The organism is Mycolicibacterium insubricum, assembly GCF_010731615.1.
In the GTDB taxonomy this organism is placed as follows: domain Bacteria; phylum Actinomycetota; class Actinomycetes; order Mycobacteriales; family Mycobacteriaceae; genus Mycobacterium; species Mycobacterium insubricum.
In genome coordinates this window covers 3,036,819-3,060,442 of sequence record NZ_AP022618.1, presented here as the reverse complement: position 1 = coordinate 3,060,442, position 23,624 = coordinate 3,036,819, and the positions used below count along the sequence as shown (strand labels likewise).

Sequence of the window (23,624 nt, the reverse complement as noted above, 5' to 3'; positions counted from 1 at the left end):
GGGTTGGACACCGGGGCGGTTCTGGCGCGCGCCCAGCTGCTCGCGGATCTGGGCCGACACGACGAGGCCGCCCAAGCGCTGCGCGACGGACTGGCCGAGGAACCCGATGACCCCGACCTGTTGGCCGGACTGGCGAATCTGTCGCTGCAGACCGGCGATCCTGTCACCGCCTACCGGTGCGCGACGGCGGCGCTGGACAACGACCCGGACGACCGCGCTGCGCTGCGGGTGCTGGCCCGGCTGAATCTGCTCATCGACGATGTCGACGATGCCGTCGAGATCGCCCGCCGGGTGGTCGAGCTCGACCCTGCCGACCCGTCGGCGCACGCCCTGCTGGCCACCTGCCTTTCGCAGGGCAGCGCCTTCGGCGCCAACAAGCGCGAGACGCTCGCCGCACTGGAGCGGGTCGCCGATCTCGCCCCCGACGACCCGGACCTGCTGTTGCAGGCGGCATTGGTCGCCGAGCGGGTGACAGAGAGGGACCTGGCCAAACGGCTGGTGACCGCCGGGCTGGCGGTGGACCCGGCGCACGTGGAGTTGGCGACGACCAACGCGCGGCTGCAGGACTTCACCGTCGGCAAGGCCGAGGCGCTGACCCGGGTGCTGGCCGACGATCCCACCCACCGGCAGGCTCGCCACGCCCTGTCGGAGGTCGTGTGGGGGACGCTGAGCCGACTCGCCAGCGGCGTGTGGATCTACGCGGTGGCGGTGATGCTGCTGTCGGCCTGGCTGTCGCCGGGCGTGATGCGGCACCTCACACCGATCCTGACGGCGCCGTTGCTGATCCACTGGACCCGGCTGTTCATCCGGCTGCGCCGGGTATTGCCGCGCGGCTACCTGTCGAAACGGTTGTGGCGTAATCCGTTTGCGGCCGCCGGGGTGCTACTGGCGGGGTTTGCGGTGTTGCTGGCCACCTTTGCGCCGGTGTTCATGCGGCTGGCCTGGGACAGCGACGGGGTCCGCGGTGCCTACTGGATGCTGGTGGTGGCGGTTCTGGTCGCCGGGCTGGCGCATTTCCTGTTGACGCTGGGCCGGATCCGCCGCGGCGGCGACACCGACTTGGCCACGCATCTGGCCGACCAGGAGGGTTACTGGGCGGTCTGGCTGCTGGGACTCGGGGTGCCGATCGGCATCGGGTGGGCGTTGTCGATGTTCGCCCGCCAGCCCGGTGCACTGTGGTTCGCGCTGATGGTGCTGCCGATCGTGATGGCCGTGCTGTGTGTCGAGGTGGCCGTCAAGATCTGGCGGCTGCCGAACTCGCGGCGCTACCAACTGGTTACCTCAGGGTTCACCGTGCTGTTCGTCGCCGGGTGCGGTTGGCTGTTCACGGTGTGCGCCGGTCATGTGGCCGGTACCCATTTCGTCTACACCGTCCGGCCGTTGTCCCCGGAGAACTTCCCGCGCCCGACGTTCACCGTGCCGACGTTCCACTTTGATCCGTCGTTGCGGCCCTCGAGCCCCCCGACTCCGGGCGGCTGAGCCGTCAGCCCCGGCGGCGCTTCTGCAGGTAGGCGGCGAGTTCGTCGAAAGCCCCGTCGCTGTTGGAGAATTCGACGACGTTGCGGGCCATCGAGAACCACGGGCCGGTACTGGGGGAAAGCGTCTTCAGCACCTTGCGCACGTCGTCCATGGTGATGCAGCGTGGTTCCCCGGCGGCCACCGCGTCGGCCATGGCGCGCTGGGCCGCCGCCCGGCAGAGCAGTGCGACGTCGGCGCCCGAGAAGCCGGCGGTGGTGGCGACCATCGCATCGAGATCGATGCCCTCGATCGGCCGGCCCGCCAGGTGCGCGCGGATAAGCGCGGCACGCGCCGGCTCGTCGGGCGGCGACACGAACAGCATCCGGTCGAACCGCCCCGGCCGTCGCAGCGCGGGATCGAGATCCCACGGGTGATTGGTGGCGCCGATGACGAACACCCCGTCGTTGCTCGGGTTTTCCAGCTCGGTGAGCAACCGGGTGACCAGTTGCCGCAGCACGTTGGCGCCGCGCAGCTGGGAGCGCTTCTGGCCGATCGCGTCGATCTCGTCGAAGAAGATCACCGCCGGTGCGGTGTCGCGCGCGGTGGTGAACAGATCCTGCAGCGCCGCCTCGGTGGTGCCGCTGACCATGTCCACGATGTCGGGCACCCCGACCGGGTAGAACCGGGCACCGAGCTCCCCGGTGATCGCCGAGGCCAGGAACGTCTTGCCGCAGCCGGGCGGGCCGTAGAGCAGCAGCCCGCCGCCGGCCCCGGTGCCGTAGGCGCGGGCCAGCTCCGGATTGCGCAGCGGCCCGATGAACGACATCTCGATCGCGGCCTTGACCCCGTCCATCCCGGCCACGTCGGACATCCGGGTCGCGGTGCGCGGGGCGGGGCGGGCCGGCTCGGGTGCCGGGTCGCCGACGTACTGCGGGCCGACGATGTCGGTGACCTCGGATTCGGCGCGGTCCCAGTCGAATCCGCCGTCCTCGCTGGGAGTTTCGACTGCCTGCGGGGGCTCTGCCGGCGGGGAGCCGGCCGCCGGGGAGCCGAGCGCGGCGGCCAGCCGGTTGACCTCGGCACGGATCTCGGCGTTGTCCGGTGTGATCCGCAGTCCCTCGGCGGCCTGGGCCAGCGCGTCGGCGTGCCGGCCCCGGTCGGCCAGCAACCGGATCAGCCGCAGCCGCAACTCGACGACGTCGGGGTAGTCGGCGACCGTCGCGGTGAGCTTGTCGATCTCGAGATCAGCGCTCATCGGAGCTCCGGTTACCGCGGTGCCGAATCAGTGGTGCCACCAGAACAGCCTAGAAAACTCCGGGGAGCCTGACGTGCGGCAATCTCCGGCTCGCACCTGACTGCGGCCCTGAGGGCTGCGCACTCGCCGAACCGCTTCAGAGGTCGGCGATGTCGTCGGGCACGTCCACGGCGTACCGGCGCAGCACCTCCAAGTCGACCACCTCGAGCGTGCGTTCGTGTGTGCACGCCAGCACCACCGGGGCGGCTGCCCCGTCGAGATGGGCGCGCAACCAGTTGCGCGCCGTGACGCACCAGCGGTCGCCGGGGACGAGGCCGGGGAAGCGGTAGGCCGGCATCGGGGTGGACAGATCGTTGCCGATGCCGCGTTGGTGCTCCAGGAACTCGGCCGTCACCATCGCGCAAATGGTGTGCAGGCCGATGTCTTCGGCTCCGCTGGAACAGCATCCGTCGCGGTAGAAGCCGGTCATGGGGTCGGTGCCGCAGGGTTGCAGCGGACCGCCCAGCACGTTGCGCTCGGACATCGACTCAGTATGCCGGGTAGTGGGCCCGCTCAGCCCAGCTGCTCGGACAACTCCAGCCAGCGCGTCTCGGCGTCGGCGACCTCATCCTCCAACGCCCGCAGCTCGCCGGTGAGCCGGCCCAGCCCGACGTGGTCGGACTGATCGTGGTCGGCCAGCTCCTGATGCTTGGCGGCGATCCGGTCGGCCAGCTTCACCAGCGACCGGTCGATCGCGGCGATCTCTTTCTCCGCCGCCCGCAGTGCGGCCCCGGATAATCCGGCGTGTTTGGGCGCGGAACCGGCCGAAGTCGCCGTACCCGATGCCGCCGAAGCGGGCGACCCTGCCGGCCCCCCCGAAGGCGACCCCGTCGACGGACCACGTGCGGCGGCCAGCGCCAGGTACTCGTCGATCCCGCCGGGCAGATGCCGCAGATGCCCGTCGAGCACCGCGTACTGCTGATCGGTAACCCGTTCCAACAGATACCGGTCGTGGGAAACCACGATCAGCGTGCCCGGCCAGGAGTCCAGCAGGTCCTCGGTGGCCGTCAGCATGTCGGTGTCCACGTCATTTGTCGGCTCGTCGAGGATCAGCACATTGGGCTCGGCCAGCAGCGTCAGCATCAGCTGCAGGCGGCGGCGCTGGCCACCGGAGAGTTCTCGGACCCGGGTGGACAGCTGAGCACGGTCGAAGCCGAGCCGCTCCAGCAGCTGCGTGGGCGTCAGGTCCTTGCCATCCACCGAATAGTCGGTGCGCAGCCGGCCGACCACCTCGCGGACCATGTCGTCCTCGACATCGGCGAGCACACCCGACTGCTGGTCCAACACGCCCAGCTGCACGGTCTTGCCCCGCTTGACCCGGCCCGACGACGGCGTCACCGTCCCGGCGATCAGCCCCAGCAGCGTCGACTTCCCGGCGCCGTTGGCACCCAAGATCCCGGTTCGCTCACCGGGGGCGATCCGCCATTCGACATCGCGCAGTACCGTGACCGGCCCATCCGGCCCGGGGAACGAGACACCGACGTCCAGCAGGTCGACGACGTCCTTTCCGAGCCGCGCGGTCGCCAGCTTTGCCAGTTCGATGCCGTTGCGGATCGGCGGCACGTCGGCGATCAGTGCGTTGGCCGCGTCGATGCGGAACTTCGGCTTCGACGTCCGGGCCGGCGCACCCCGGCGCAGCCAGGCCAGCTCCTTGCGCATCAGGTTCTGCCGTTTCGCCTCCGACGCCGCGGCGATCCGGTCCCGTTCGACCCGCTGCAGCACATAGGCCGCGTAGCCGCCGTCGAACGGTTCGACCACGCGAGAGTGCACCTCCCAGGTGGCGGTGGCGACTTCGTCGAGGAACCAGCGGTCGTGGGTGACCAGCAGCAACCCGCCGGTGTTGCGCGGCCAGCGGGTCTTGAGGTGCCCGGCCAGCCAGGTGATGCCCTCGACATCGAGGTGGTTGGTCGGCTCGTCCAGGGCCAGCACGTCCCAGTCGTCGATCAGCAGCGCCGCCAGCTGGACGCGCCGGCGCTGCCCGCCCGAGAGCGTGCCCACCGGCGCCTGCCAGCCGATATCGGCGACCAACCCGGCCACCACATCGCGGACCCGGGCGTCACCGGCCCACTCGTGTTCGGCTCGGCCCCCGACCAGCACCTCGGCCACGGTGGCCTCGTCGTCGAGCACGTCGGCCTGGTCGAGGGCTCCGACCCGCAGTCCGCCGCGGCGGGTCACCCGGCCGCCGTCGGGGCTGATCGCGCCGGTCAGCATGCCCATCAGCGACGATTTGCCGTCCCCGTTGCGGCCGACGATGCCGATCCGGTCGCCGTCGTCGACGCCGAGGGACACGGCGTCGAAAACGACCCGAGTGGGATATTCCAGGTGAAGGGCTTCGGCGCCGAGCAGATGTGCCATCGTCGCTGACCCTAATCACCCCGGGTGTCTGTGCCACAATCGCGGGCAACTAGGAACGACGGCTGTCCACCGGTTCTGCGGCGTGGCGGCAGGCAGGGGAGTTGCGGGTGGACCTACACCTTTCGGCATTGACCAAACCGGTCGAGCGCCTGATGGCAACCGCACAAAACGGACTCGAGGTGCTGCGCCTCGGCGGCCTGGAAACGGGCGCGGTCGCCTCGCCGTTCCAGATCGTCGAGAGCGTCCCGATGTACCGGCTGCGGCGCTATTTCCCGCCGGACACCCGGCCCGGGGCGGCGCAGCCGGGGGAGCCGGTGCTGATGGTGCACCCGATGATGATGTCGCCGAACATGTTCGACGTCACCAAGGAGGACGGCGCGGTCGGCATCCTGCACGCCGCGGGCCTGGATCCCTGGGTGATCGACTTCGGTGAGCCGGACAAGGTCGAGGGCGGCATGCGCCGCACCCTGACCGACCACATCGTCGCGCTCTCCGATGCCGTCGACACGGTGAAGAAGACCACCGGCAAGGACGTGCACCTGGCCGGATATTCGCAGGGCGGCATGTGGGCCTACCAGGTCGCGGCCTACCGAAAGAGCAAGGACCTCGCGAGCATCATCGCGTTCGGCTCCCCGGTGGACACCCTGGCCGCGCTGCCGATGAACCTGCCGCCGAACCTGGCCGCCGTGGGCGCCGACTTCATGGCCGAGCACGTCTTCAACCACCTCGACATCCAGGGCTGGATGGCCCGCATCGGTTTCCAGATGATGGACCCGCTGAAAACCGCCAAGGCGCGGCTGGACTTCCTGATGCAGCTGCACGACCGGGAAGCCCTGCTGCCGCGCGAACAGCAGCGCCGTTTCCTGGACTCCGAGGGCTGGATCGCCTGGTCCGGCCCGGCGATCGCGGAACTGCTCAAACAGTTCATCGCGCACAACCGGATGATGACCGGCGGCTTCGCCATCAACGGCCAGCTGGTCACCCTCGCCGACATCACCTGCCCGGTGCTGGCGTTCGTCGGCGAGGTCGACGACATCGGTCAGCCCGCCGCCGTCCGCGGCATCCGCGACGCGGCTCCCGACGCCGAGGTCTACGAGACGCTGCTGCGCGCCGGCCACTTCGGCCTGGTGGTGGGCTCCAAGGCCGCCACCATCACCTGGCCGACGGTCGCCGCCTGGGTGCTCTGGCTGTCCGGGCAGGGACCCCGCCCGGAAACCGTCGCGCCGATGGTTCCGCACGACGAGGGGGCCGGCGAGAGCGGGGTGCCGCTGGCCGCCCGCCTGGTCGCCGGCGTGGGCGGAGCCTCGGAGGTCGCGCTGGCCGTCGTCAAGACCGCCGCCGACGCCGTGGTGACCGCCAACCGGTCGATTCGCACGATCGCCGTCGAAACCGCCCGCACGCTGCCGCGTCTGACCCGGCTGGGCCAGGTCAACGACCACACCCGGATCTCCCTGGGCCGCATCTTGTCCGAGCAGGCCCGTAACACGCCCGACGGCGAGTTCCTGCTGTTCGACGGCCGGGTGCACACCTACGAGGCCGTGGACCGTCGTATCGACAACGTGGTCCGCGGCCTGATCGCCGTCGGCGTCCGTCAAGGCGACCGGGTCGGGGTGCTGATGGAGACCCGGCCCAGCGCGCTGGTCGCCATCGCCGCGCTGTCACGACTGGGCGCCGTGGCGGTACTCATGCCGCCGGACGGCGACCTGGCCGAAGCCACCCGCCTCGGTGGCATCGTCGAGCTCATCACCGACCCCACCCACCTCGACGCCGCACGACGGCTGCCGGTGCAGGTGCTGGTGCTCGGCGGCGGTGAGAATCGCGACCTGCACCTGCCGGCCGACGCCGACGTCATCGACATGGAGCAGATCGACCCCGATCAGGTCGCGCTGCCCGGCTGGTACCGGCCCAATCCCGGTCTGGCCCGCGACCGTGCCTTCGTGGCGTTCAGCTCGGCCGGCGGTGAACTCGTCGCCAAGGAGATCACCAACTTCCGCTGGGCGCTGTCGGCGTTCGGCACCGCGTCGACGGCCGCCCTGGACCGCAACGACACCGTGTACTGCCTGACGCCGCTGCACCACCAGTCCGGCCTGCTGGTCGCGCTCGGCGGCGCGGTCGTCGGCGGTGCCCGCATCGCACTGTCGCGCGGGCTGCACCCGGACACCTTCGTCACCGAGGTCCGCCAGTACGGCGTGACGGTGGTGTCCTACACCTGGGCGATGATCGGCGAGGTCATCGACGATCCGGCGTTCGTGCTGCACGGCAATCACCCGGTGCGGCTGTTCATCGGCTCCGGTATGCCCACCGGTCTCTGGCAGCGGGTCACCGAGGCGTTCGCCCCCGCGCGGGTGGTGGAGTTCTTCGCCACCGCCGACGGGCAGGCGGTGCTGGCCAATGTCGCCGGCGCCAAGATCGGCTCGAAGGGACGGCCGCTGCCCGGCGGCGGCCAGGTCCAGCTCGCGGCGTACGACCCCGACGAGGATCTGATCCTGGAGGACGATCGCGGCTTTGTCCGGATCCCGGGCCCCGACGAGGTGGGGGTGCTGCTGGCGCAGCCGCGCGGCCCGATCGACCCGAACGCGTCGGTCAAACGCGGGGTGTTCGCGCCCGCCGACACCTGGGTGTCGACGGAGTCGCTGTTCCGCCGGGACGCCGACGGCGACTTTTGGCTGGTCGGAAACCGCAATCAGGTGATCCGCACCGATCGCGGCGCGGTGTACGCCGAACCGATCACCGACGCGATCAGCATGATCGACGCCGTCGATCTCGCCGTCACCTATCGGGTCTCGGCCCGCGGTCGGCAGTTGGCGGTGACCGCGGTGAGCCTGCGCCCCGGTGCGACCATCACCCCGGCCGACCTCGGTGACGCGGTCGATGACCTTGCGGTCGGATTGCCGCCCGACCTGATTCACGTGGTGCGCGAACTGCCGCTGTCGACGGTCTACCGGCCCGAGTCCGCCGCGCTGCGTGCGGCCGGCGTACCCAAGCCGGGCCGGCAGAGCTGGTACCGGGACGCCGAAACCGGCCGCTACGAGCGGCTGACGGCCGCGGTTCGGGCCGCCCTGGTCGACGAGAACTGATCGACCGGTGGCCTCGGGCCGCCGCTGTTAAGCTCACCGAAAGCGGGTGTGGTCCGCTGGTGGGTACCTGCGAGGAAGGATTTCGGTGATGTTGCGTCGTCGGGCGACCTCTTCCTTCGCGGTCCTGGCCGGTGGGTTTCTCGCGGCCATGGCGATCGGCCTGGCCCCCTCGGCCTCCGCCGATGTGCTCGATGACCTGGCCGGTCAGTACTCGACCGGGGCGGGTGCCGGGCAGGTCGCCAACCTGCTCAGCGATGCGCTCAACCTGCGGGCTCAGGGCTTCGCCCCCAAACCCGCGGACCTCGAGGCAGTCAAGGCCGCGCTGGCGAAGCGGCCCAACCAGGCACCGCTGCTCTCGGCGCTGCAGACGACCGTCGCTCATCAGAAGAAGCGGCAGAGCCAACTCGGGCAGTCCCCGGAGATCGGCACCCCGAAGGCCGGTACCTGGACCCCGATGAACCCGAACCAGGGTGACCCCATCCACGACAACTACGATCGGGCGATCCCGATGCCGGGGCGCTGATCGTGCTCGATTCCGCCCTCCTGGACATCCTGGTCTGCCCTGCTGATCGCGGCTCGCTGCTCTACGTCGAGTCCGAGGCGCTGTTGTACAACCCGCGGCTGCGGCGCGCCTACCGCATCGACGACGGGATCCCGGTGCTGCTGGTCGACGAGGCCCGCGATGTCGACGACGAGGAACACGCCAAGCTCTGCGCGGCGAACTGACTGACCGCGTTCAATCCGGGGGGATCATCGTGTCACGGCCATTCGAGGTGACGGTCGACGCCGAACCAAGTGTCGACGATGTGTTCGCCGCGTTCTCCCGGGAGCAGTACTGGCAGGATCGGGTGACCGCCTACGGCGACAGCATGTCACTGGCCGCGTTCGACGTCGCGCCCGACGGCTCGGTGGCGGTGAGCACCATCCAGGACCTGCAGGAAGCGGTGCTGCCCGCCGCGTTCGCCCACCTGATTCGAGGCGGCGCGAAGGTCACCCGCGCCGAAACCTGGCGGCTCGCCGACGACGGCGCGGCCGTCTCCGACCTGGTCATCACCGGCGACGGGATGCCGCTGTCCGGGGATGGCACGGCCCGAGTCGAACAGGTGCCGGGCGGATCACGGATGTCGGTCACCGGCCGGGTCAAGGTCAAGATTCCGCTGCTGGGCGGCCAGCTGGAGAAGTTCGTCGTCGGCCAGATCGTCGAGGAGATCCGGCAGATCCAGCTCTACACCGCGGCGTGGATCACGCAGAACGCTTGACCGTCGGCCCGCCGATCGGCGCCTCGGGCACAATGCGCAAGGTGACTCCCGGCGCGACGGCCCAATCGCTGGCCTGCGATCCCGCGGCGGCCGCGCTCCGACTGCTGGGCGCAACCGTGAGTGGGCGTGGGGTCACCGGCCGGGTCGTCGAGGTCGAGGCCTACGGGGGCGTTCCCGACGGACCGTGGCCGGACCCCGCCGCACACTCCTATCGCGGTCCCACCGGCCGCAACGCCGTCATGTTCGGGCCGGCCGGTCGCCTCTACACGTATCGCAGCCACGGCATCCACGTTTGCGCCAACGTCGCCTGCGGCCCCGACGGCACCGCCGCGGCGGTGCTGCTGCGCGCCGCGGTGGTCACCGACGGCACCGACATCGCCCGGGCCCGACGCGGAGCCGTCGCAGAGCCGGTATTGGCTCGCGGACCCGGCAACCTGTGTTCGGCGCTGGGCATCACCATGGACGACAACGGCATCGATCTCTTCGACCCCGATTCACCGATCCGGCTGGAACTGGCGGGCGCGGCGCCGGCCGTGGTGGCGGGGGGCCCCCGCGTCGGGGTGAGCAAGGCAGCCGACCGGCCCTGGCGTTTCTGGCTGCCCGATCGGGCCGAGGTGTCGGCGTTTCGGCGCAGCCCCCGAGCGCCCGCGCCGGGGCTCAGCGACTAGCCCGGTGGCGAATGCGGGAAGATCACCGCATGACTGCCACGATTCTCGACGAGCTGACCTGGCGCGGCCTGATCGCCCAGTCCACCGACCTCGACGCCTTGTCCGCCGAGGTCGCCCGCGGTCCGATCACCGTCTACGCCGGGTTCGACCCGACGGCGCCCAGTCTGCACGCGGGGCACCTGGTGCCGCTGCTGGCGCTGCGACGCTTCCAGCGCGCCGGTCACCGACCGATCGTGATGGCCGGCGGCGCGACCGGGTTGATCGGCGACCCACGCGACGTGGGGGAGCGCAGCATGCACTCCGAGGACCTGGTCGCCCAGTGGTCCGATCAGATCCGCGGGCAGCTGGAGCGGTTCGTGGACTTCGACTCGTCGCCGACCTCGGCCCTCGTCGAGAACAACCTCACCTGGACCGGGCCGCTGTCGGCGATCGAGTTCCTGCGCGACGTGGGCAAGCACTTCTCGGTGAACGTGATGCTCGACCGCGACACCATCCGCCGCCGCCTGGAGGGCGAGGGCATCTCCTACACCGAGTTCAGCTACATGCTGCTGCAGGCCAACGACTACGTGGAACTGCACCGGCGCCACGGCTGCCGGCTGCAGGTCGGCGGCTCCGACCAGTGGGGCAACATCATCGCCGGGGTGCGCCTGGTCCGCCAGAAGCTCGGCGAGACCGTGCACGCACTGACCGTGCCGCTGGTCACCGCGAGCGACGGGACCAAGTTCGGCAAATCCACCGGCGGCGGCAGCCTGTGGCTGAACCCCGAGATGACGAGCCCGTACGCCTGGTACCAGTACTTCGTGAACACCGCCGACGCCGACGTCATCCGCTACCTGCGCTGGTTCACCTTCCTCGACGCCGACGAGCTGACCGCGCTGACCGACGCCACCGAAGACCGTCCACAGCAGCGTGCTGCGCAACGACGGTTGGCCCGCGAACTGACCACGCTGGTACACGGCGAGCGTGCCACCACCCAGGTCGAGTTGGCCAGCCAGGCGCTGTTCGGCCGCGCCGAACTCTCCGAGCTCGACGAGCCGACCCTGGCGGCGGCGCTGCGTGAGGCCGGCGGCAACGAGGTCGCCAAACTGGGCGCCGGTACGCCCGATGGGATCATCGACCTGCTGGTGGCCACCGGGCTCTCGGCCAGCCGGGGCGCGGCCAAGCGGGCGGTCGCCGAGGGCGGTGTGTCGGTGAACAACGCCCGGATCACCGCCGAGGACTGGACGCCGGAGCCGGGTGAGTTTCTGCACGGACGCTGGCTGGTGCTGCGCCGCGGGAAACGCAACATCGCGGGAGTGGCTCGGGTCTGACCGCCCGACCAGCGCCTTCTTTCCGGAAAGTGCTGCTGACCAGGCGATTTGACTCTTACTTTGCCGGGACGTAACTTAGTCGACGTCGCTGCGACACGGTCCGCCGGGAAGCGCGACAACCTCCCTCGGGAAGCAGCCTGAATCTCAGGATGGCCCCACAGTCCGCACGACAACCAGCGGCTTTTTCAAGCCGGTGGTTAGCTTGCGGCCTGAGCAGGGTAGGGCGTGTTGTTTGAGAACTCAATAGTGTGTTTGGTGGTTTTTGTTTGTTGTTTTTTGGCCGCATTCTTTTTCCCGTTTAGGGTGTGGTTGTTTTTTTGGATGCCAGTTTTTGGTGTCTTTTGTTTGTGATCATTTTTTCTGATTGAAAATCGTGCCTGCACTGTTGTGTGGGGGTTTTTGTTTGGAGAGTTTGATCCTGGCTCAGGACGAACGCTGGCGGCGTGCTTAACACATGCAAGTCGAACGGAAAGGCCCTTCGGGGTACTCGAGTGGCGAACGGGTGAGTAACACGTGGGTGATCTGCCCTGCACTTTGGGATAAGCCTGGGAAACTGGGTCTAATACCGGATAGGACTACGGCCTGCATGGGTTGTGGTGGAAAGCTTTTGCGGTGTGGGATGGGCCCGCGGCCTATCAGCTTGTTGGTGGGGTGATGGCCTACCAAGGCGACGACGGGTAGCCGGCCTGAGAGGGTGACCGGCCACACTGGGACTGAGATACGGCCCAGACTCCTACGGGAGGCAGCAGTGGGGAATATTGCACAATGGGCGCAAGCCTGATGCAGCGACGCCGCGTGGGGGATGACGGCCTTCGGGTTGTAAACCTCTTTCAGTAGGGACGAAGCGTAAGTGACGGTACCTATAGAAGAAGCACCGGCCAACTACGTGCCAGCAGCCGCGGTAATACGTAGGGTGCGAGCGTTGTCCGGAATTACTGGGCGTAAAGAGCTCGTAGGTGGTTTGTCGCGTTGTTCGTGAAAACTCACAGCTTAACTGTGGGCGTGCGGGCGATACGGGCAGACTAGAGTACTGCAGGGGAGACTGGAATTCCTGGTGTAGCGGTGGAATGCGCAGATATCAGGAGGAACACCGGTGGCGAAGGCGGGTCTCTGGGCAGTAACTGACGCTGAGGAGCGAAAGCGTGGGGAGCGAACAGGATTAGATACCCTGGTAGTCCACGCCGTAAACGGTGGGTACTAGGTGTGGGTTTCCTTCCTTGGGATCCGTGCCGTAGCTAACGCATTAAGTACCCCGCCTGGGGAGTACGGCCGCAAGGCTAAAACTCAAAGGAATTGACGGGGGCCCGCACAAGCGGCGGAGCATGTGGATTAATTCGATGCAACGCGAAGAACCTTACCTGGGTTTGACATGCACAGGACGCCGGCAGAGATGTCGGTTCCCTTGTGGCCTGTGTGCAGGTGGTGCATGGCTGTCGTCAGCTCGTGTCGTGAGATGTTGGGTTAAGTCCCGCAACGAGCGCAACCCTTGTCTCATGTTGCCAGCACGTTATGGTGGGGACTCGTGAGAGACTGCCGGGGTCAACTCGGAGGAAGGTGGGGATGACGTCAAGTCATCATGCCCCTTATGTCCAGGGCTTCACACATGCTACAATGGCCGGTACAAAGGGCTGCGATGCCGTAAGGTGGAGCGAATCCTTGAAAGCCGGTCTCAGTTCGGATCGGGGTCTGCAACTCGACCCCGTGAAGTCGGAGTCGCTAGTAATCGCAGATCAGCAACGCTGCGGTGAATACGTTCCCGGGCCTTGTACACACCGCCCGTCACGTCATGAAAGTCGGTAACACCCGAAGCCGGTGGCCTAACCCCTTGTGGGAGGGAGCTGTCGAAGGTGGGATCGGCGATTGGGACGAAGTCGTAACAAGGTAGCCGTACCGGAAGGTGCGGCTGGATCACCTCCTTTCTAAGGAGCACCGATACCGTGAAGGTTCCCCCGCCCCCGCAATCGTGTGGGATCTGGTGGTTGGGAGAGGTGCCAGGGTTCTGTAGTGGGATTCTGGTGGGTGCACAACAAACATTGAGGCACGTCCCGGTTTCGGGGGTGTCGCCTGGTCTACGGGAACGTGGGGCTGGGGTCGCTGAACACACTGTTGGGTCCTGAGGCAACAGGCCCGCAGGCTCGCCCCCTGTTTTTTTGGGTGTGGTGGGTGCTGGTCCCTGACTGTTGGTTGGGGGTTCTGATTGTCGCCCTGCTTGGTGGTGGGGTGTGGTGTTTGATTTGTGGATAGTGGTTGCGAGCATCAAGCCGCACGATGTGGCCGGCTCTGGCGGGGCTGTCTCTCTTTGTGGGGGATGGTTTTTCGTCAGTGTTGGTTGGTGTGGTTTGTTGTAGTGTGATTCTTTTTTCTCATTTTTCTTGGTTTGTTTTGTGTTGTAAGTGTTTAAGGGCGCATGGTGGATGCCTTGGCACTGGGAGCCGATGAAGGACGTAGGAGGCTGCGATAAGCCTCGGGGAGCTGTCAACCGAGCTGTGATCCGAGGATGTCCGAATGGGGAAACCCGGCACGAGTGATGTCGTGTCACCCGGCACTGAATACATAGGTGTCGGGGGAACGCGGGAAGTGAAACATCTCAGTACCCGTAGGAAGAGAAAACAATTGTGATTCCGTGAGTAGTGGCGAGCGAAAGCGGAGGATGGCTAAACCGTGTGTATGTGATACCCGGCGGGGGTTGTGCATGCGGTGTTGTGGGGCCAGCGTTCTCAGATCCGCCGATCTGGGCAGCAGTGAGAAAAGTTCGTGTTAGTCGAAGTGGCCTGGGATGGTCTGCCGTAGACGGTGAGAGCCCGGTAGGTGAAAACTCGAACTCTGTTGTCGTTGGTTCCCGAGTAGCAGCGGGCCCGTGGAATCTGCTGTGAATCTGCCGGGACCACCCGGTAAGCCTGAATACTTCTCAGTGACCGATAGCGGATTAGTACCGTGAGGGAATGGTGAAAAGTACCCCGGGAGGGGAGTGAAATAGTACCTGAAACCGTGCGCTTACAATCCGTCAGAGCCTTCGTTTTTAACGTGGGGTGATGGCGTGCCTTTTGAAGAATGAGCCTGCGAGTCAGGGGCATGTCGCGAGGTTAACCCGTGTGGGGTAGCCGTAGCGAAAGCGAGTCTGAATAGGGCGTATCCCCGTAAGGGGTGTAGTGGCATGTTCTGGACCCGAAGCGGAGTGATCTACCCATGGCCAGGGTGAAGCGCGGGTAAGACCGCGTGGAGGCCCGAACCCACTTAGGTTGAAGACTGAGGGGATGAGTTGTGGGTAGGGGTGAAAGGCCAATCAAACTCCGTGATAGCTGGTTCTCCCCGAAATGCATTTAGGTGCAGCGTCACATGTTGCGTGCTGGAGGTAGAGCTACTGGATGGCCGATGGGCCCTACTAGGTTACTGACGTCAGCCAAACTCCGAATGCCGGTACGTGTAAGTGTGGCAGTGAGACGGCGGGGGATAAGCTCCGTGCGTCGAGAGGGAAACAGCCCAGATCGCCGGCTAAGGCCCCTAAGAGTGTGCTAAGTGGAAAAGGATGTGCAGTCGCGAAGACAACCAGGAGGTTGGCTTAGAAGCAGCCACCCTTGAAAGAGTGCGTAATAGCTCACTGGTCAAGTGATTGTGCGCCGATAATGTAGCGGGGCTCAAGCACACCGCCGAAGCCGCGGCAATACGTAAGTATTGGGTAGGGGAGCGTCCTGCATCCGGTGAAGCAGCCGTGTGAACGAGTTGTGGAGGGTGTGGGAGTGAGAATGCAGGCATGAGTAGCGATAAGGCAAGTGAGAACCTTGCCCGCCGAAAGACCAAGGGTTCCTGGGGCAGGCCAGTCCGCCCAGGGTGAGTCGGGACCTAAGGCGAGGCCGACAGGCGTAGTCGATGGACAACGGGTTGATATTCCCGTACCCGTGTGTGAGCGTCCCTGATGAATCCGTTTTGCTAACCGCCCAAAAGGCTGGTGATGGTCTCCTTCGGGAGTCCGCTCCGGCCGGCTGCGCGGGACCCAGGCGGGTAGTAGTCAAGCGATGGGGTGACGCAGGAAGGTAGCCGTACCAGTCAGTGGTTGTACTGGGGCAAGCCTGTAGGGAGAAACCTAGGCAAATCCGGGTTTCATTAATCCTGAGAGGTGATGCATAGCCGATTGAGGCGAATTCGGTGATCCTATGCTGCCGAGAAAAGCCTCTAGCGAGCCAACACACGGCCCGTACCCCAAACCAACACAGGTGGTCAGGTAGAGAATACTAAGGCGTACGAGTGAACTATGGTTAAGGAACTCGGCAAAATACCTCCGTAACTTCGGGAGAAGGAGGACCCCCTACTGTCAACACCCTTGCGGTGGGCAGCGGTGGGGGGTGGCACAAACCAGTGAGAAGCGACTGTTTACTAAAAACACAGGTCCGTGCGAAGTCGCAAGACGATGTATACGGACTGACGCCTGCCCGGTGCTGGAAGGTTAAGAGGACCCGTTAACTGTTAAAGGTGAAGCGGAGAATTTAAGCCCCAGTAAACGGCGGTGGTAACTATAACCATCCTAAGGTAGCGAAATTCCTTGTCGGGTAAGTTCCGACCTGCACGAATGGCGTAACGACTTCTCAACTGTCTCAACCATAGACTCGGCGAAATTGCACTACGAGTAAAGATGCTCGTTACGCGCGGCAGGACGAAAAGACCCCGGGACCTTCACTACAACTTGGTATTGATGTTCGGTACGGTTTGTGTAGGATAGGTGGGAGACTGTGAAGCTCGCACGCCAGTGTGGGTGGAGTCATTGTTGAAATACCACTCTGATCGTATTGGACCTCTAACCTCGGACCGTATATCCGGTTCAGGAACAGTGCCTGGTGGGTAGTTTAACTGGGGCGGTTGCCTCCTAAAATGTAACGGAGGCGCCCAAAGGTTCCCTCAACCTGGACGGCAATCAGGTGTTGAGTGTAAGTGCACAAGGGAGCTTGACTGCGAGACCTACACGTCAAGCAGGGACGAAAGTCGGGACTAGTGATCCGGCACCTCTGAGTGGAAGGGGTGTCGCTCAACGGATAAAAGGTACCCCGGGGATAACAGGCTGATCTTCCCCAAGAGTCCATATCGACGGGATGGTTTGGCACCTCGATGTCGGCTCGTCGCATCCTGGGGCTGGAGCAGGTCCCAAGGGTTGGGCTGTTCGCCCATTAAAGCGGCACGCGAGCTGGGTTTAGAACGTCGTGAGACAGTTCGGTCTCTATCCGCCGCGCGCGTCAGAAGCTTGAGGAAACCTGTCCCTAGTACGAGAGGACCGGGACGGACGAACCTCTGGTATACCAGTTGTCCCACCAGGGGCATCGCTGGATGGCTACGTTCGGACAGGATAACCGCTGAAAGCATCTAAGCGGGAAACCTTCTCCAAGACCAGGCTTCTCACCCTCTAGGAGGGATAAGGCCCCCCGCAGACCACGGGATCGATAGGCCAGACCTACACGCACCGCAAGGTGTTCAGGGAACTGGTACTAACCGGCCGAAAACTTACAACACCCACCAACCCCCACAAAAGGGTCGGACCGGGAACAAATGTAAGCCAAAACCAATGACGAAAACATAGACACACTGTCTCGCAACCACCACAAACCACCCACACCCCACCACCAAACACACACTTCAATGGTGACCACGGTGACAACCGGGCCGGCAGCACCCCCCACAAACGGGGCCGCGCCACCCACCACCAAGACACCAGATACAATAAAATAGAGTTACGGCGGCCACAGCGGCAGGGAAACGCCCGGACCCATCCCGAACCCGGAAGCTAAGCCTACCAGCGCCGATGATACTGCCCAACAGGGTGGAAAAGTAGGACACCGCCGAACACACACAAAACCCCCCGCAAAAGCGGGGGGTTTTGTAATACCCAGAAAGGCAGATCACCTATTCGGAATTTGTTATCCGAGGGGTAATCCGCGCTATTGCGTTAGGCCTTGACCAGCGATATCGGACCCTCATAACTCTTCCCCGCGCAGTGCACCTCGGTGCGCTGGGTGCCCTCCAGTGTCGCCGCATCGATCGACGTGGTGGTCGTTTGGTCCGGCTGGCCTGGGTTGCAGTTCATCAGGGTGGCGGTGCGCGTCATTTCCCAGCGGCCGTCGACCAGATGCATTTGGCCGGCAATGCCCTTATCCGGTTTTACATCCGCGCAGCCCGCCCCGCAGGGCGTGACGGTCCACCGCTCGTTCTTTACCTCGGGATTCTTCAACGCCGTGGCTTGACTCAGGTCCCACGTCACGGCATAGGTGCCGCTGAGATCGGCATCGGCGGTCACAGGCCCGGCGAGTACCGTCGCCGTGCCGGCGAATACGGCGGCCGCGGCCACCATGTGCAGAGCTTTCATGTTGCCCCCAGGGTGTCGTTATGAATTCGTGATGAAATGGTTCGGGAAGTGTAATCCCGACATCGAGACTCCGAATAGGGAATCGCCAGGCAAATTGACACCGGCGCGCGCGGCCGGAGACGGGCGGCACGTATCCTGACAGGACATTTTCCATAGCGAAGGGTTGACGTGGTCGACAACAGGCAGGGTGGCGAACGTCGTCCGTTCCGCGGCGGTAAGCCCGGTGGCCCGGGAGGACAGCAGCGCCGCGGCGGGCGCCCGGACGGGCCGCGCGGATCCGGGCAGTTCCGTGACCGTCGGCCCCGCCAGGACCAGGATGCACGGCCGGACCGCGACGGCGGTGACCGCCCGGAAGAGCAGGGTCCGGCCATCCCGGCCGACGTCGAAGCATCCCAGCTCGCACCGGAAGTGCGCCGGGAGCTGAGCACCCTGAGCAAAAACACCGCCGACACCATTGCTCGGCATCTGGTCGCCGCGGGCAACCTACTCGACGAAGACCCCGAAGCCGCCCTTGCCCACGCGCAGGCCGCGCGCACCCGCTCGGGGCGGATCGCGGCGATCCGCGAAGCCGTCGGCATCGCGGCCTACCACTGCGGCGACTGGAACCAGGCACTCGCTGAGTTCCGGGCCGCGCGGCGGATGGGCAGCAAATCGGCACTGCTCCCGCTGATCGCCGACTGCGAACGCGGCGTCGGCCGCCCGGAGAAGGCCATCGAACTGTCCAAATCCACCGAGGCTGCCGAGCTCACCGGTGACGACGCAGACGAACTGCGCATCGTCGTCGCCGGCGCCCGCGCCGACCTCGGCCAGCTCGAGCAGGCCCTGGCAGTCCTCGGCTCGCCCGCCCCGGACCCGGAGGCCGTCGGGTCGACCGCGGCCCGGCTGGCCTACGCCTACGCGGATACCCTGGTCGCGCTGGATCGTCGTGACGAAGCGTTGCAGTGGTTCCTGCGCGCGGCCGACGCCGACGTGGAGGGCGTCACCGACGCCGAGGACCGTGTCGAAGAACTGAGCTGAGTTGACCACGTTCGCCACCACCTTCGACGCCCTGCTGCTGGACCTCGACGGAACCGTCTTCTGTGGCCATGAGCCCACGCCGGGCGCCGTCGACGCCGTCGCCGAGATACCCGCGCGCACCTTCTGGGTGACCAACAACGCCTCCCGCAGCGCCGATCAAGTCGCCGATCATCTGCACTCGATGGGGTTCCCCGCCGACCCGGACGATGTCGTCACCAGCGCCCAAGCCGGCGCCCGGATGCTCGCCGATCGCCTGGCACCCGGTGCCCGGGTGCTGGTCCTGGGCAGCGCCTCGCTGGCCGGAGAGGTCCGCGCCGTCGGGCTGGAGCCGGTTCGCACCTTCGACGACGCGCCGGCCGCCGTCATCCAGGGCTACTCACCCGACATCGGCTGGGCGGACCTGGCCGAGGCCGCACTGGCCATTCAGTCCGGGGCCCTGTGGGTAGCCACCAATCTCGACCTGACCCTGCCATCGGAACGCGGTCTGCTGCCGGGCAACGGATCGCTGGTGGCCGCAGTCCGGGTCGCCACCGGTGTGGAACCGCTTGTCGCCGGCAAACCGGCCCGAACCATGATGGACGCCGCATTGGCGCGGGGAGACTTTGCGCACCCACTGGTGGTGGGCGACCGCCTCGACACCGACATCGCCGGTGCGAACGCGGCCGGACTGCCCAGCCTGGTGGTACTCACCGGGGTGTGCACGCCGGCCACGCTGGTCCGCGCCATCCCCGAGGAGCGGCCCAGCTATCTGACCCATGACCTGCGCGGGCTCTTCGCTCCGGTTTCCGAGGCGCTGATCGGCCCGCATCCGGCCTGGCACACCGACATCGGGCTCGACGGCGCTGTCACGATCTTCGCCACGGGTGAACCCGGCGATGACCTGTCGGTGGTGCGGGTGGCCGCCGACGCCCTGTGGTCGCAGCGCATCGGAGCCGATCCCGAACTGCGTCCCGGGGACGAGGCGGCCGCGGGTGCACTGCGCCGCTGGTCGCTGCTGGCCTGACCCGATCCGCTAGCGTTAGAGCCGACATGACAGAAGAACCCGACCAGCTGCGCGCCGCCGTCGACTCCCTGTTGGCCGAGCTGCCCGACGTCGACGCGGCGGACTCTGCCGACGCCGATATCGACGAGCTGGCGCGACGCCTCGAGCAGGCCCATGAGCTGCTGGTGACGGCGTTGGAATCGGTCGAGAAGGGTTGACCGCGGTGACCCGGCGCGCCCGCGTCGACGCCGAACTCGTGCGTCGCGGCCTGGCCCGATCCCGCCAGCAGGCTGCCGAGCTGATCGACGCCGGTCGGGTCCGTATCGACGGCATGCCGGCCGTCAAACCCGCTACCTCGGTGCCGGTCACCGCTGCCCTGACGGTGGCCGACGGGGAACGCACCTGGGTGTCCCGCGGCGCACACAAGCTCATCGGCGCCCTCGACGCGTTCGGAATCGAGGTCGCCGGTCGCCGCTGCCTGGATGCCGGAGCCTCCACCGGCGGCTTCTCCGAAGTGCTGCTGGACCGCGACGCCGCCGAGGTGGTCGCCGCCGACGTCGGCTACGGCCAACTGGCCTGGCCGGTTCGCTCCGATCCCCGGGTGGTGGTGCTGGAGCGCACCAACGTCCGCGATCTGACACCCGAGGCGATCGGCGGGCCGGTGGACCTGATCGTCGCCGACCTGTCCTTCATCTCGCTGGGCACCGTGCTGCCGGCGCTGACGTCCTGCGCCGCGCCGGACGCCGACATCGTCCCGATGGTCAAACCGCAGTTCGAGGTCGGCAGGGGACAAGTCGGGGCCGGCGGCGTGGTGCACGAGCCCGCGCTGCGCGCCTCCGCGGTGCTCGCGGTGGCCGTCCGAGCCGCCGAACTGGGGTGGGGGACCGTCGGCGTCACGGCGTCGCCGCTGCCCGGCCCGTCGGGCAACGTCGAGTACTTCCTTTGGCTGCGGCGCGCCGGCGCGTCCTCGCTTCGCGATCTGGAGCTGGCAGCCGCCATCGAACACGCCGTCGCCGAGGGGCCGCAATGAACCGCCCGATGGATATCCCGACCGACGCCGAGCGCAGCATCCTGCTCGTCGTGCACACCGGCCGCGAGGTGGCCAACGACGTCGCCGAACGGGTCGAGAAGACCCTGCTGCAGCACGGCATCGCATTACGGGTGCTGTCACCGGAGGCCGTCGAGCAGGGCTCGCCGAACCCGGCGGGTTCGTCTGCGCCGGGCCTCGTGCTCGGAGAACAACACTCCTCGCCGAACCCGGCGGGTTCGTCTGCGCCGGGCCTCGTGCTCGGAGAACAACACTCCTCGCCGAACCCGGCGGGCGGCGCCGAGCTCGTTCTCGTGCTCGGCGGCGACGGCACCTTCCTGCGCGCCGCCGAACTCGCCCGCAACGCCGGAATCCCGGTGCTCGGCATCAACCTCGGCCGGATCGGCTTCCTCGCCGAAGCCGAGGCCGACGCCATCGACGAGGTGCTGCAGCGGGTCATCCGGCGCGACTACCGGGTGGAATCCCGGATGACGCTGGATGTGGCGGTGCGGCACAACGGGGAGATCATCGACCGCGGCTGGGCCCTGAACGAGGCCAGCCTGGAAAAGGGCACCCGCCTCGGCGTGCTCGGCGTCGTCGTCGAGATCGACGGCCGCCCGGTCTCCACCTTCGGGTGTGACGGGGTCCTGGTATCGAGCCCGACGGGTTCCACCGCCTACGCATTCTCCGCCGGCGGGCCGGTGCTCTGGCCCGACCTGGAGGCCATCCTGGTGGTGCCCAACAACGCGCACGCGCTGTTCGCCCGGCCGATGGTCACCAGCCCGGCGGCCATGATCGCCATCGAGGTCGAGGCGCCCGGGCACGACGCCATGGTGTTCTGCGACGGGCACCGCGACATGGTGGTGCCGGCCGGTGCTCGGCTGGAGGTGTGTCGCAGTGCGACGTCGGTACTGTGGGTGCGCCTGGACAGCGCGCCGTTCACCGACCGGCTGGTGGAGAAGTTCCGGCTTCCGGTGACCGGCTGGCGCGCCCAGTAGCGCCGCGCCGACAAGGGGAACAACACACGTGCTCGTCGAAATTCGCATTGACTCACTCGGCGCCATCAAGGCCGCCGATGCGCAGTTCGACCGCGGCCTGACGGTGCTGACCGGCGAGACCGGAACCGGCAAGACCATGGTGGTGACCGGTCTGCACCTGCTCGGCGGGGCCCGCGCCGACGCCGACCGGGTCCGCTCGGGCGCCACCCGGGCGGTCGTGGAGGGGCGCTTCACCACTGCGGAGATCGACGCCGACCTGGCCGCCCGGGTGGACGCCATGCTGGTCGACGCCGGCGCCGACCGCGACGACGACGGCAGCATCATCGCCATGCGTTCGGTGAACCGGGAGGGCCCGTCGCGCGCCGCGCTCGGCGGGCGCGGGGTCCCGGCTCGGACCCTGGGTGGTTTCACCACCGAGTTGCTGACCCTGCACGGCCAGAACGATCAGTTGCGGCTGATGCGGCCCGACGAGCAGCGCGCCGCCCTGGACCGCTACGCCGGCACCGCCGATCTGCTGGAGCGTTACCGGCAGGCCCGCGCCGAGTGGCGGGCCGCGCGCAGCGATCTGCTGGAACGGACCGGGCGCGCCCGGGAGCTCGCGCAGGAGGCCGACCGGCTGAAGTTCGCACTGACCGAGGTCGACGCCGTCGCGCCACAGCCCGGTGAGGACGCCGAACTGACCGCCGACATCCGCCGGCTCACCGAACTCGACGCCCTGCGCGAGGCGGCCGCGGTAGCCCGCGCGGCGCTGTCCGGCGATCCGGACGATCCCACGAGCGGCGCCGGCGCGCAGGCGGCGATCGCGGCGGCCCGGTCCGCACTGGAGAACAGCGACGACCCCGCCCTGCGGGATCTCGCCCAGCCGCTGGGCGGCGTGCTGGCCGTCGTCGCCGAGACCGCCGGCGAGATCGGCGGCTACCTGGCCGGACTGCCGACGGACGCGTCGGCACTGGAGACCAAGCTGTCGCGACAGGCCGAGCTGCGGACCCTGACCCGCAAATACGCCGCCGACGTCGACGGCGTGCTGGCCTGGGCCGAGGAGTCCCGACGGCGGCTGGCCCAACTGGACGTCTCCGAGGACGCCCTGACCGCCCTGGCGCACCGGGTCGACGAACTCGCGGCGCGGGTGGCGGCGGCGGCCGTCGCGCTGACCAAGGCACGCACCAAGGCGGCCACCGGCCTGGCCAAAGCCGTCACCGCCGAACTCGGCGGTCTGGCGATGGCCGACGCCGAGTTCTCGGTAGCGGTGTCGTCGACCCCGGCCGGTCCCGACGACCGGTCGCCGCTGCGGTTGCCGTCGGGGGAGACCGTGCAGGCGGGGCCGGACGGCGCCGACGCCGTCGAATTCGGTTTCACCGCGCACCGCGGAATGGCGGTGCTGCCGCTGGCCAAGAGTGCCTCCGGCGGTGAGCTGTCGCGGGTGATGCTGGCGCTGGAGGTGGTGTTGGCCGCGTCCACGGCCGGGACCACCATGGTGTTCGACGAGGTGGACGCCGGCGTGGGTGGTCGCGCTGCGGTACAGATCGGCCGCCGGCTGGCCCGGCTGGCCCGCACCCACCAGGTCATCGTCGTCACCCACCTGCCGCAGGTGGCGGCCTACGCCGATACGCATCTGGTGGTGACGGCCGCCGGCGGCGGAGCCAGCGTGGTGCGCAGCCTCGATGACGACGAGCGGGTGGCCGAGCTGGCCCGGATGTTGGCTGGGCTGGGGGATTCCGACACCGCCCGGGCGCATGCGCGCGAGCTGCTCGACACCGCCCGCGGTGAATTGAACTGACCCAATTGGGGCCTCCGACGTGATAGGCCGCAGGTTCGAGTCCTGTCCGGGTAGCC

Annotated in this window: 17 protein-coding genes and 3 rRNA genes; 16 read left to right on the top strand and 4 right to left on the bottom strand. The window is 67.2% G+C overall.

Going from position 1 to position 23,624, the window contains the following annotated elements:
- Positions 1-3 precede the first annotated feature (3 nt).
- Complete coding sequence (locus G6N16_RS14490) at positions 4-1,479, top strand: tetratricopeptide repeat protein (protein WP_110810776.1); 1,476 nt, start codon at positions 4-6, stop codon at positions 1,477-1,479.
- A gap of 4 nt (positions 1,480-1,483) precedes the next feature.
- Here the strand turns inward: G6N16_RS14490 and G6N16_RS14485 are convergent, their stop codons facing one another.
- From G6N16_RS14485 to G6N16_RS14475, 3 genes are all read right to left on the bottom strand, one after another.
- Entirely contained in the window at positions 1,484-2,713 is a 1,230-nt protein-coding gene (locus tag G6N16_RS14485; RefSeq protein WP_083029986.1) for an ATP-binding protein, read from the bottom strand.
- Between the two features lie 136 nt (positions 2,714-2,849).
- Positions 2,850-3,236 carry a DUF2237 family protein gene (locus tag G6N16_RS14480; RefSeq protein ID WP_083029987.1) on the bottom strand — a complete coding sequence of 129 codons (387 nt, stop codon included), beginning with the start codon at positions 3,234-3,236 and terminating at the stop codon, positions 2,850-2,852.
- 29 nt (positions 3,237-3,265) lie between these two features.
- Positions 3,266-5,107, bottom strand: coding sequence for an ABC-F family ATP-binding cassette domain-containing protein (locus G6N16_RS14475; protein WP_083029988.1), 1,842 nt, complete (start codon positions 5,105-5,107; stop codon positions 3,266-3,268).
- Between the two features lie 152 nt (positions 5,108-5,259).
- Here G6N16_RS14475 and G6N16_RS14470 point away from each other — a divergent pair, with 152 nt between their 5' ends.
- From G6N16_RS14470 to rrf, 9 genes are all read left to right on the top strand, one after another.
- Positions 5,260-8,184 carry an acyl-CoA synthetase gene (locus G6N16_RS14470; RefSeq protein ID WP_234805770.1) on the top strand — a complete coding sequence of 975 codons (2,925 nt, stop codon included), beginning with the start codon at positions 5,260-5,262 and terminating at the stop codon, positions 8,182-8,184.
- 88 nt (positions 8,185-8,272) lie between these two features.
- On the top strand, positions 8,273-8,707 hold the full coding sequence (locus tag G6N16_RS14465; protein ID WP_133052900.1) for a hypothetical protein: 435 nt from the start codon (positions 8,273-8,275) through the stop codon (positions 8,705-8,707).
- A gap of 2 nt (positions 8,708-8,709) precedes the next feature.
- Complete coding sequence (locus G6N16_RS14460) at positions 8,710-8,910, top strand: Trm112 family protein (protein ID WP_083029991.1); 201 nt, start codon at positions 8,710-8,712, stop codon at positions 8,908-8,910.
- A 29-nt stretch (positions 8,911-8,939) separates the two neighbouring features.
- Complete coding sequence (locus G6N16_RS14455) at positions 8,940-9,443, top strand: DUF2505 domain-containing protein (protein ID WP_163787891.1); 504 nt, start codon at positions 8,940-8,942, stop codon at positions 9,441-9,443.
- Between the two features lie 32 nt (positions 9,444-9,475).
- Positions 9,476-10,111 carry a DNA-3-methyladenine glycosylase gene (locus G6N16_RS14450; RefSeq protein ID WP_083029993.1) on the top strand — a complete coding sequence of 212 codons (636 nt, stop codon included), beginning with the start codon at positions 9,476-9,478 and terminating at the stop codon, positions 10,109-10,111.
- A 29-nt stretch (positions 10,112-10,140) separates the two neighbouring features.
- Entirely contained in the window at positions 10,141-11,421 is a 1,281-nt protein-coding gene (tyrS, locus tag G6N16_RS14445) for a tyrosine--tRNA ligase (RefSeq protein WP_110810777.1), read from the top strand.
- Between the two features lie 400 nt (positions 11,422-11,821).
- Positions 11,822-13,340: ribosomal RNA gene (locus G6N16_RS14440) — 16S ribosomal RNA — on the top strand.
- A gap of 468 nt (positions 13,341-13,808) precedes the next feature.
- A 23S ribosomal RNA gene (locus G6N16_RS14435) occupies positions 13,809-16,916 on the top strand.
- A gap of 220 nt (positions 16,917-17,136) precedes the next feature.
- Positions 17,137-17,249 (top strand): 5S ribosomal RNA (gene rrf / locus G6N16_RS14430).
- Together the 16S, 23S and 5S rRNA genes form the textbook arrangement of a ribosomal RNA operon.
- 101 nt (positions 17,250-17,350) lie before the next feature.
- On the opposite strand, the gene G6N16_RS14425 is transcribed toward rrf, so the two are convergent.
- Positions 17,351-17,767, bottom strand: coding sequence for a hypothetical protein (locus tag G6N16_RS14425; protein ID WP_133052859.1), 417 nt, complete (start codon positions 17,765-17,767; stop codon positions 17,351-17,353).
- A 168-nt stretch (positions 17,768-17,935) separates the two neighbouring features.
- Between G6N16_RS14425 and G6N16_RS14420 the strand changes: the two genes are divergently transcribed.
- Genes G6N16_RS14420 through recN form a run of 6 tightly spaced genes read left to right on the top strand, consistent with a single transcriptional unit; the run spans position 17,936 to position 23,568 of the window.
- Complete coding sequence (locus G6N16_RS14420) at positions 17,936-18,784, top strand: tetratricopeptide repeat protein (RefSeq protein WP_083029067.1); 849 nt, start codon at positions 17,936-17,938, stop codon at positions 18,782-18,784.
- Position 18,785: 1 nt separating this feature from the next.
- A complete protein-coding gene (locus G6N16_RS14415; RefSeq protein WP_083029066.1) occupies positions 18,786-19,787 on the top strand; it encodes an HAD-IIA family hydrolase in 1,002 nt (333 codons plus the stop codon).
- Positions 19,788-19,813: 26 nt separating this feature from the next.
- Positions 19,814-19,984: a hypothetical protein gene (locus G6N16_RS21550; protein ID WP_165756817.1), complete on the top strand. Its 171-nt coding sequence runs from the start codon at positions 19,814-19,816 to the stop codon at positions 19,982-19,984.
- Between the two features lie 5 nt (positions 19,985-19,989).
- Entirely contained in the window at positions 19,990-20,796 is an 807-nt protein-coding gene (locus tag G6N16_RS14410) for a TlyA family RNA methyltransferase (protein WP_083029065.1), read from the top strand.
- A gap of 8 nt (positions 20,797-20,804) precedes the next feature.
- Entirely contained in the window at positions 20,805-21,791 is a 987-nt protein-coding gene (locus tag G6N16_RS14405; RefSeq protein ID WP_110810695.1) for an NAD kinase, read from the top strand.
- 28 nt (positions 21,792-21,819) lie between these two features.
- Positions 21,820-23,568, top strand: coding sequence for a DNA repair protein RecN (gene recN / locus G6N16_RS14400; RefSeq protein ID WP_083029063.1), 1,749 nt, complete (start codon positions 21,820-21,822; stop codon positions 23,566-23,568).
- Positions 23,569-23,624: the final 56 nt, after the last annotated feature.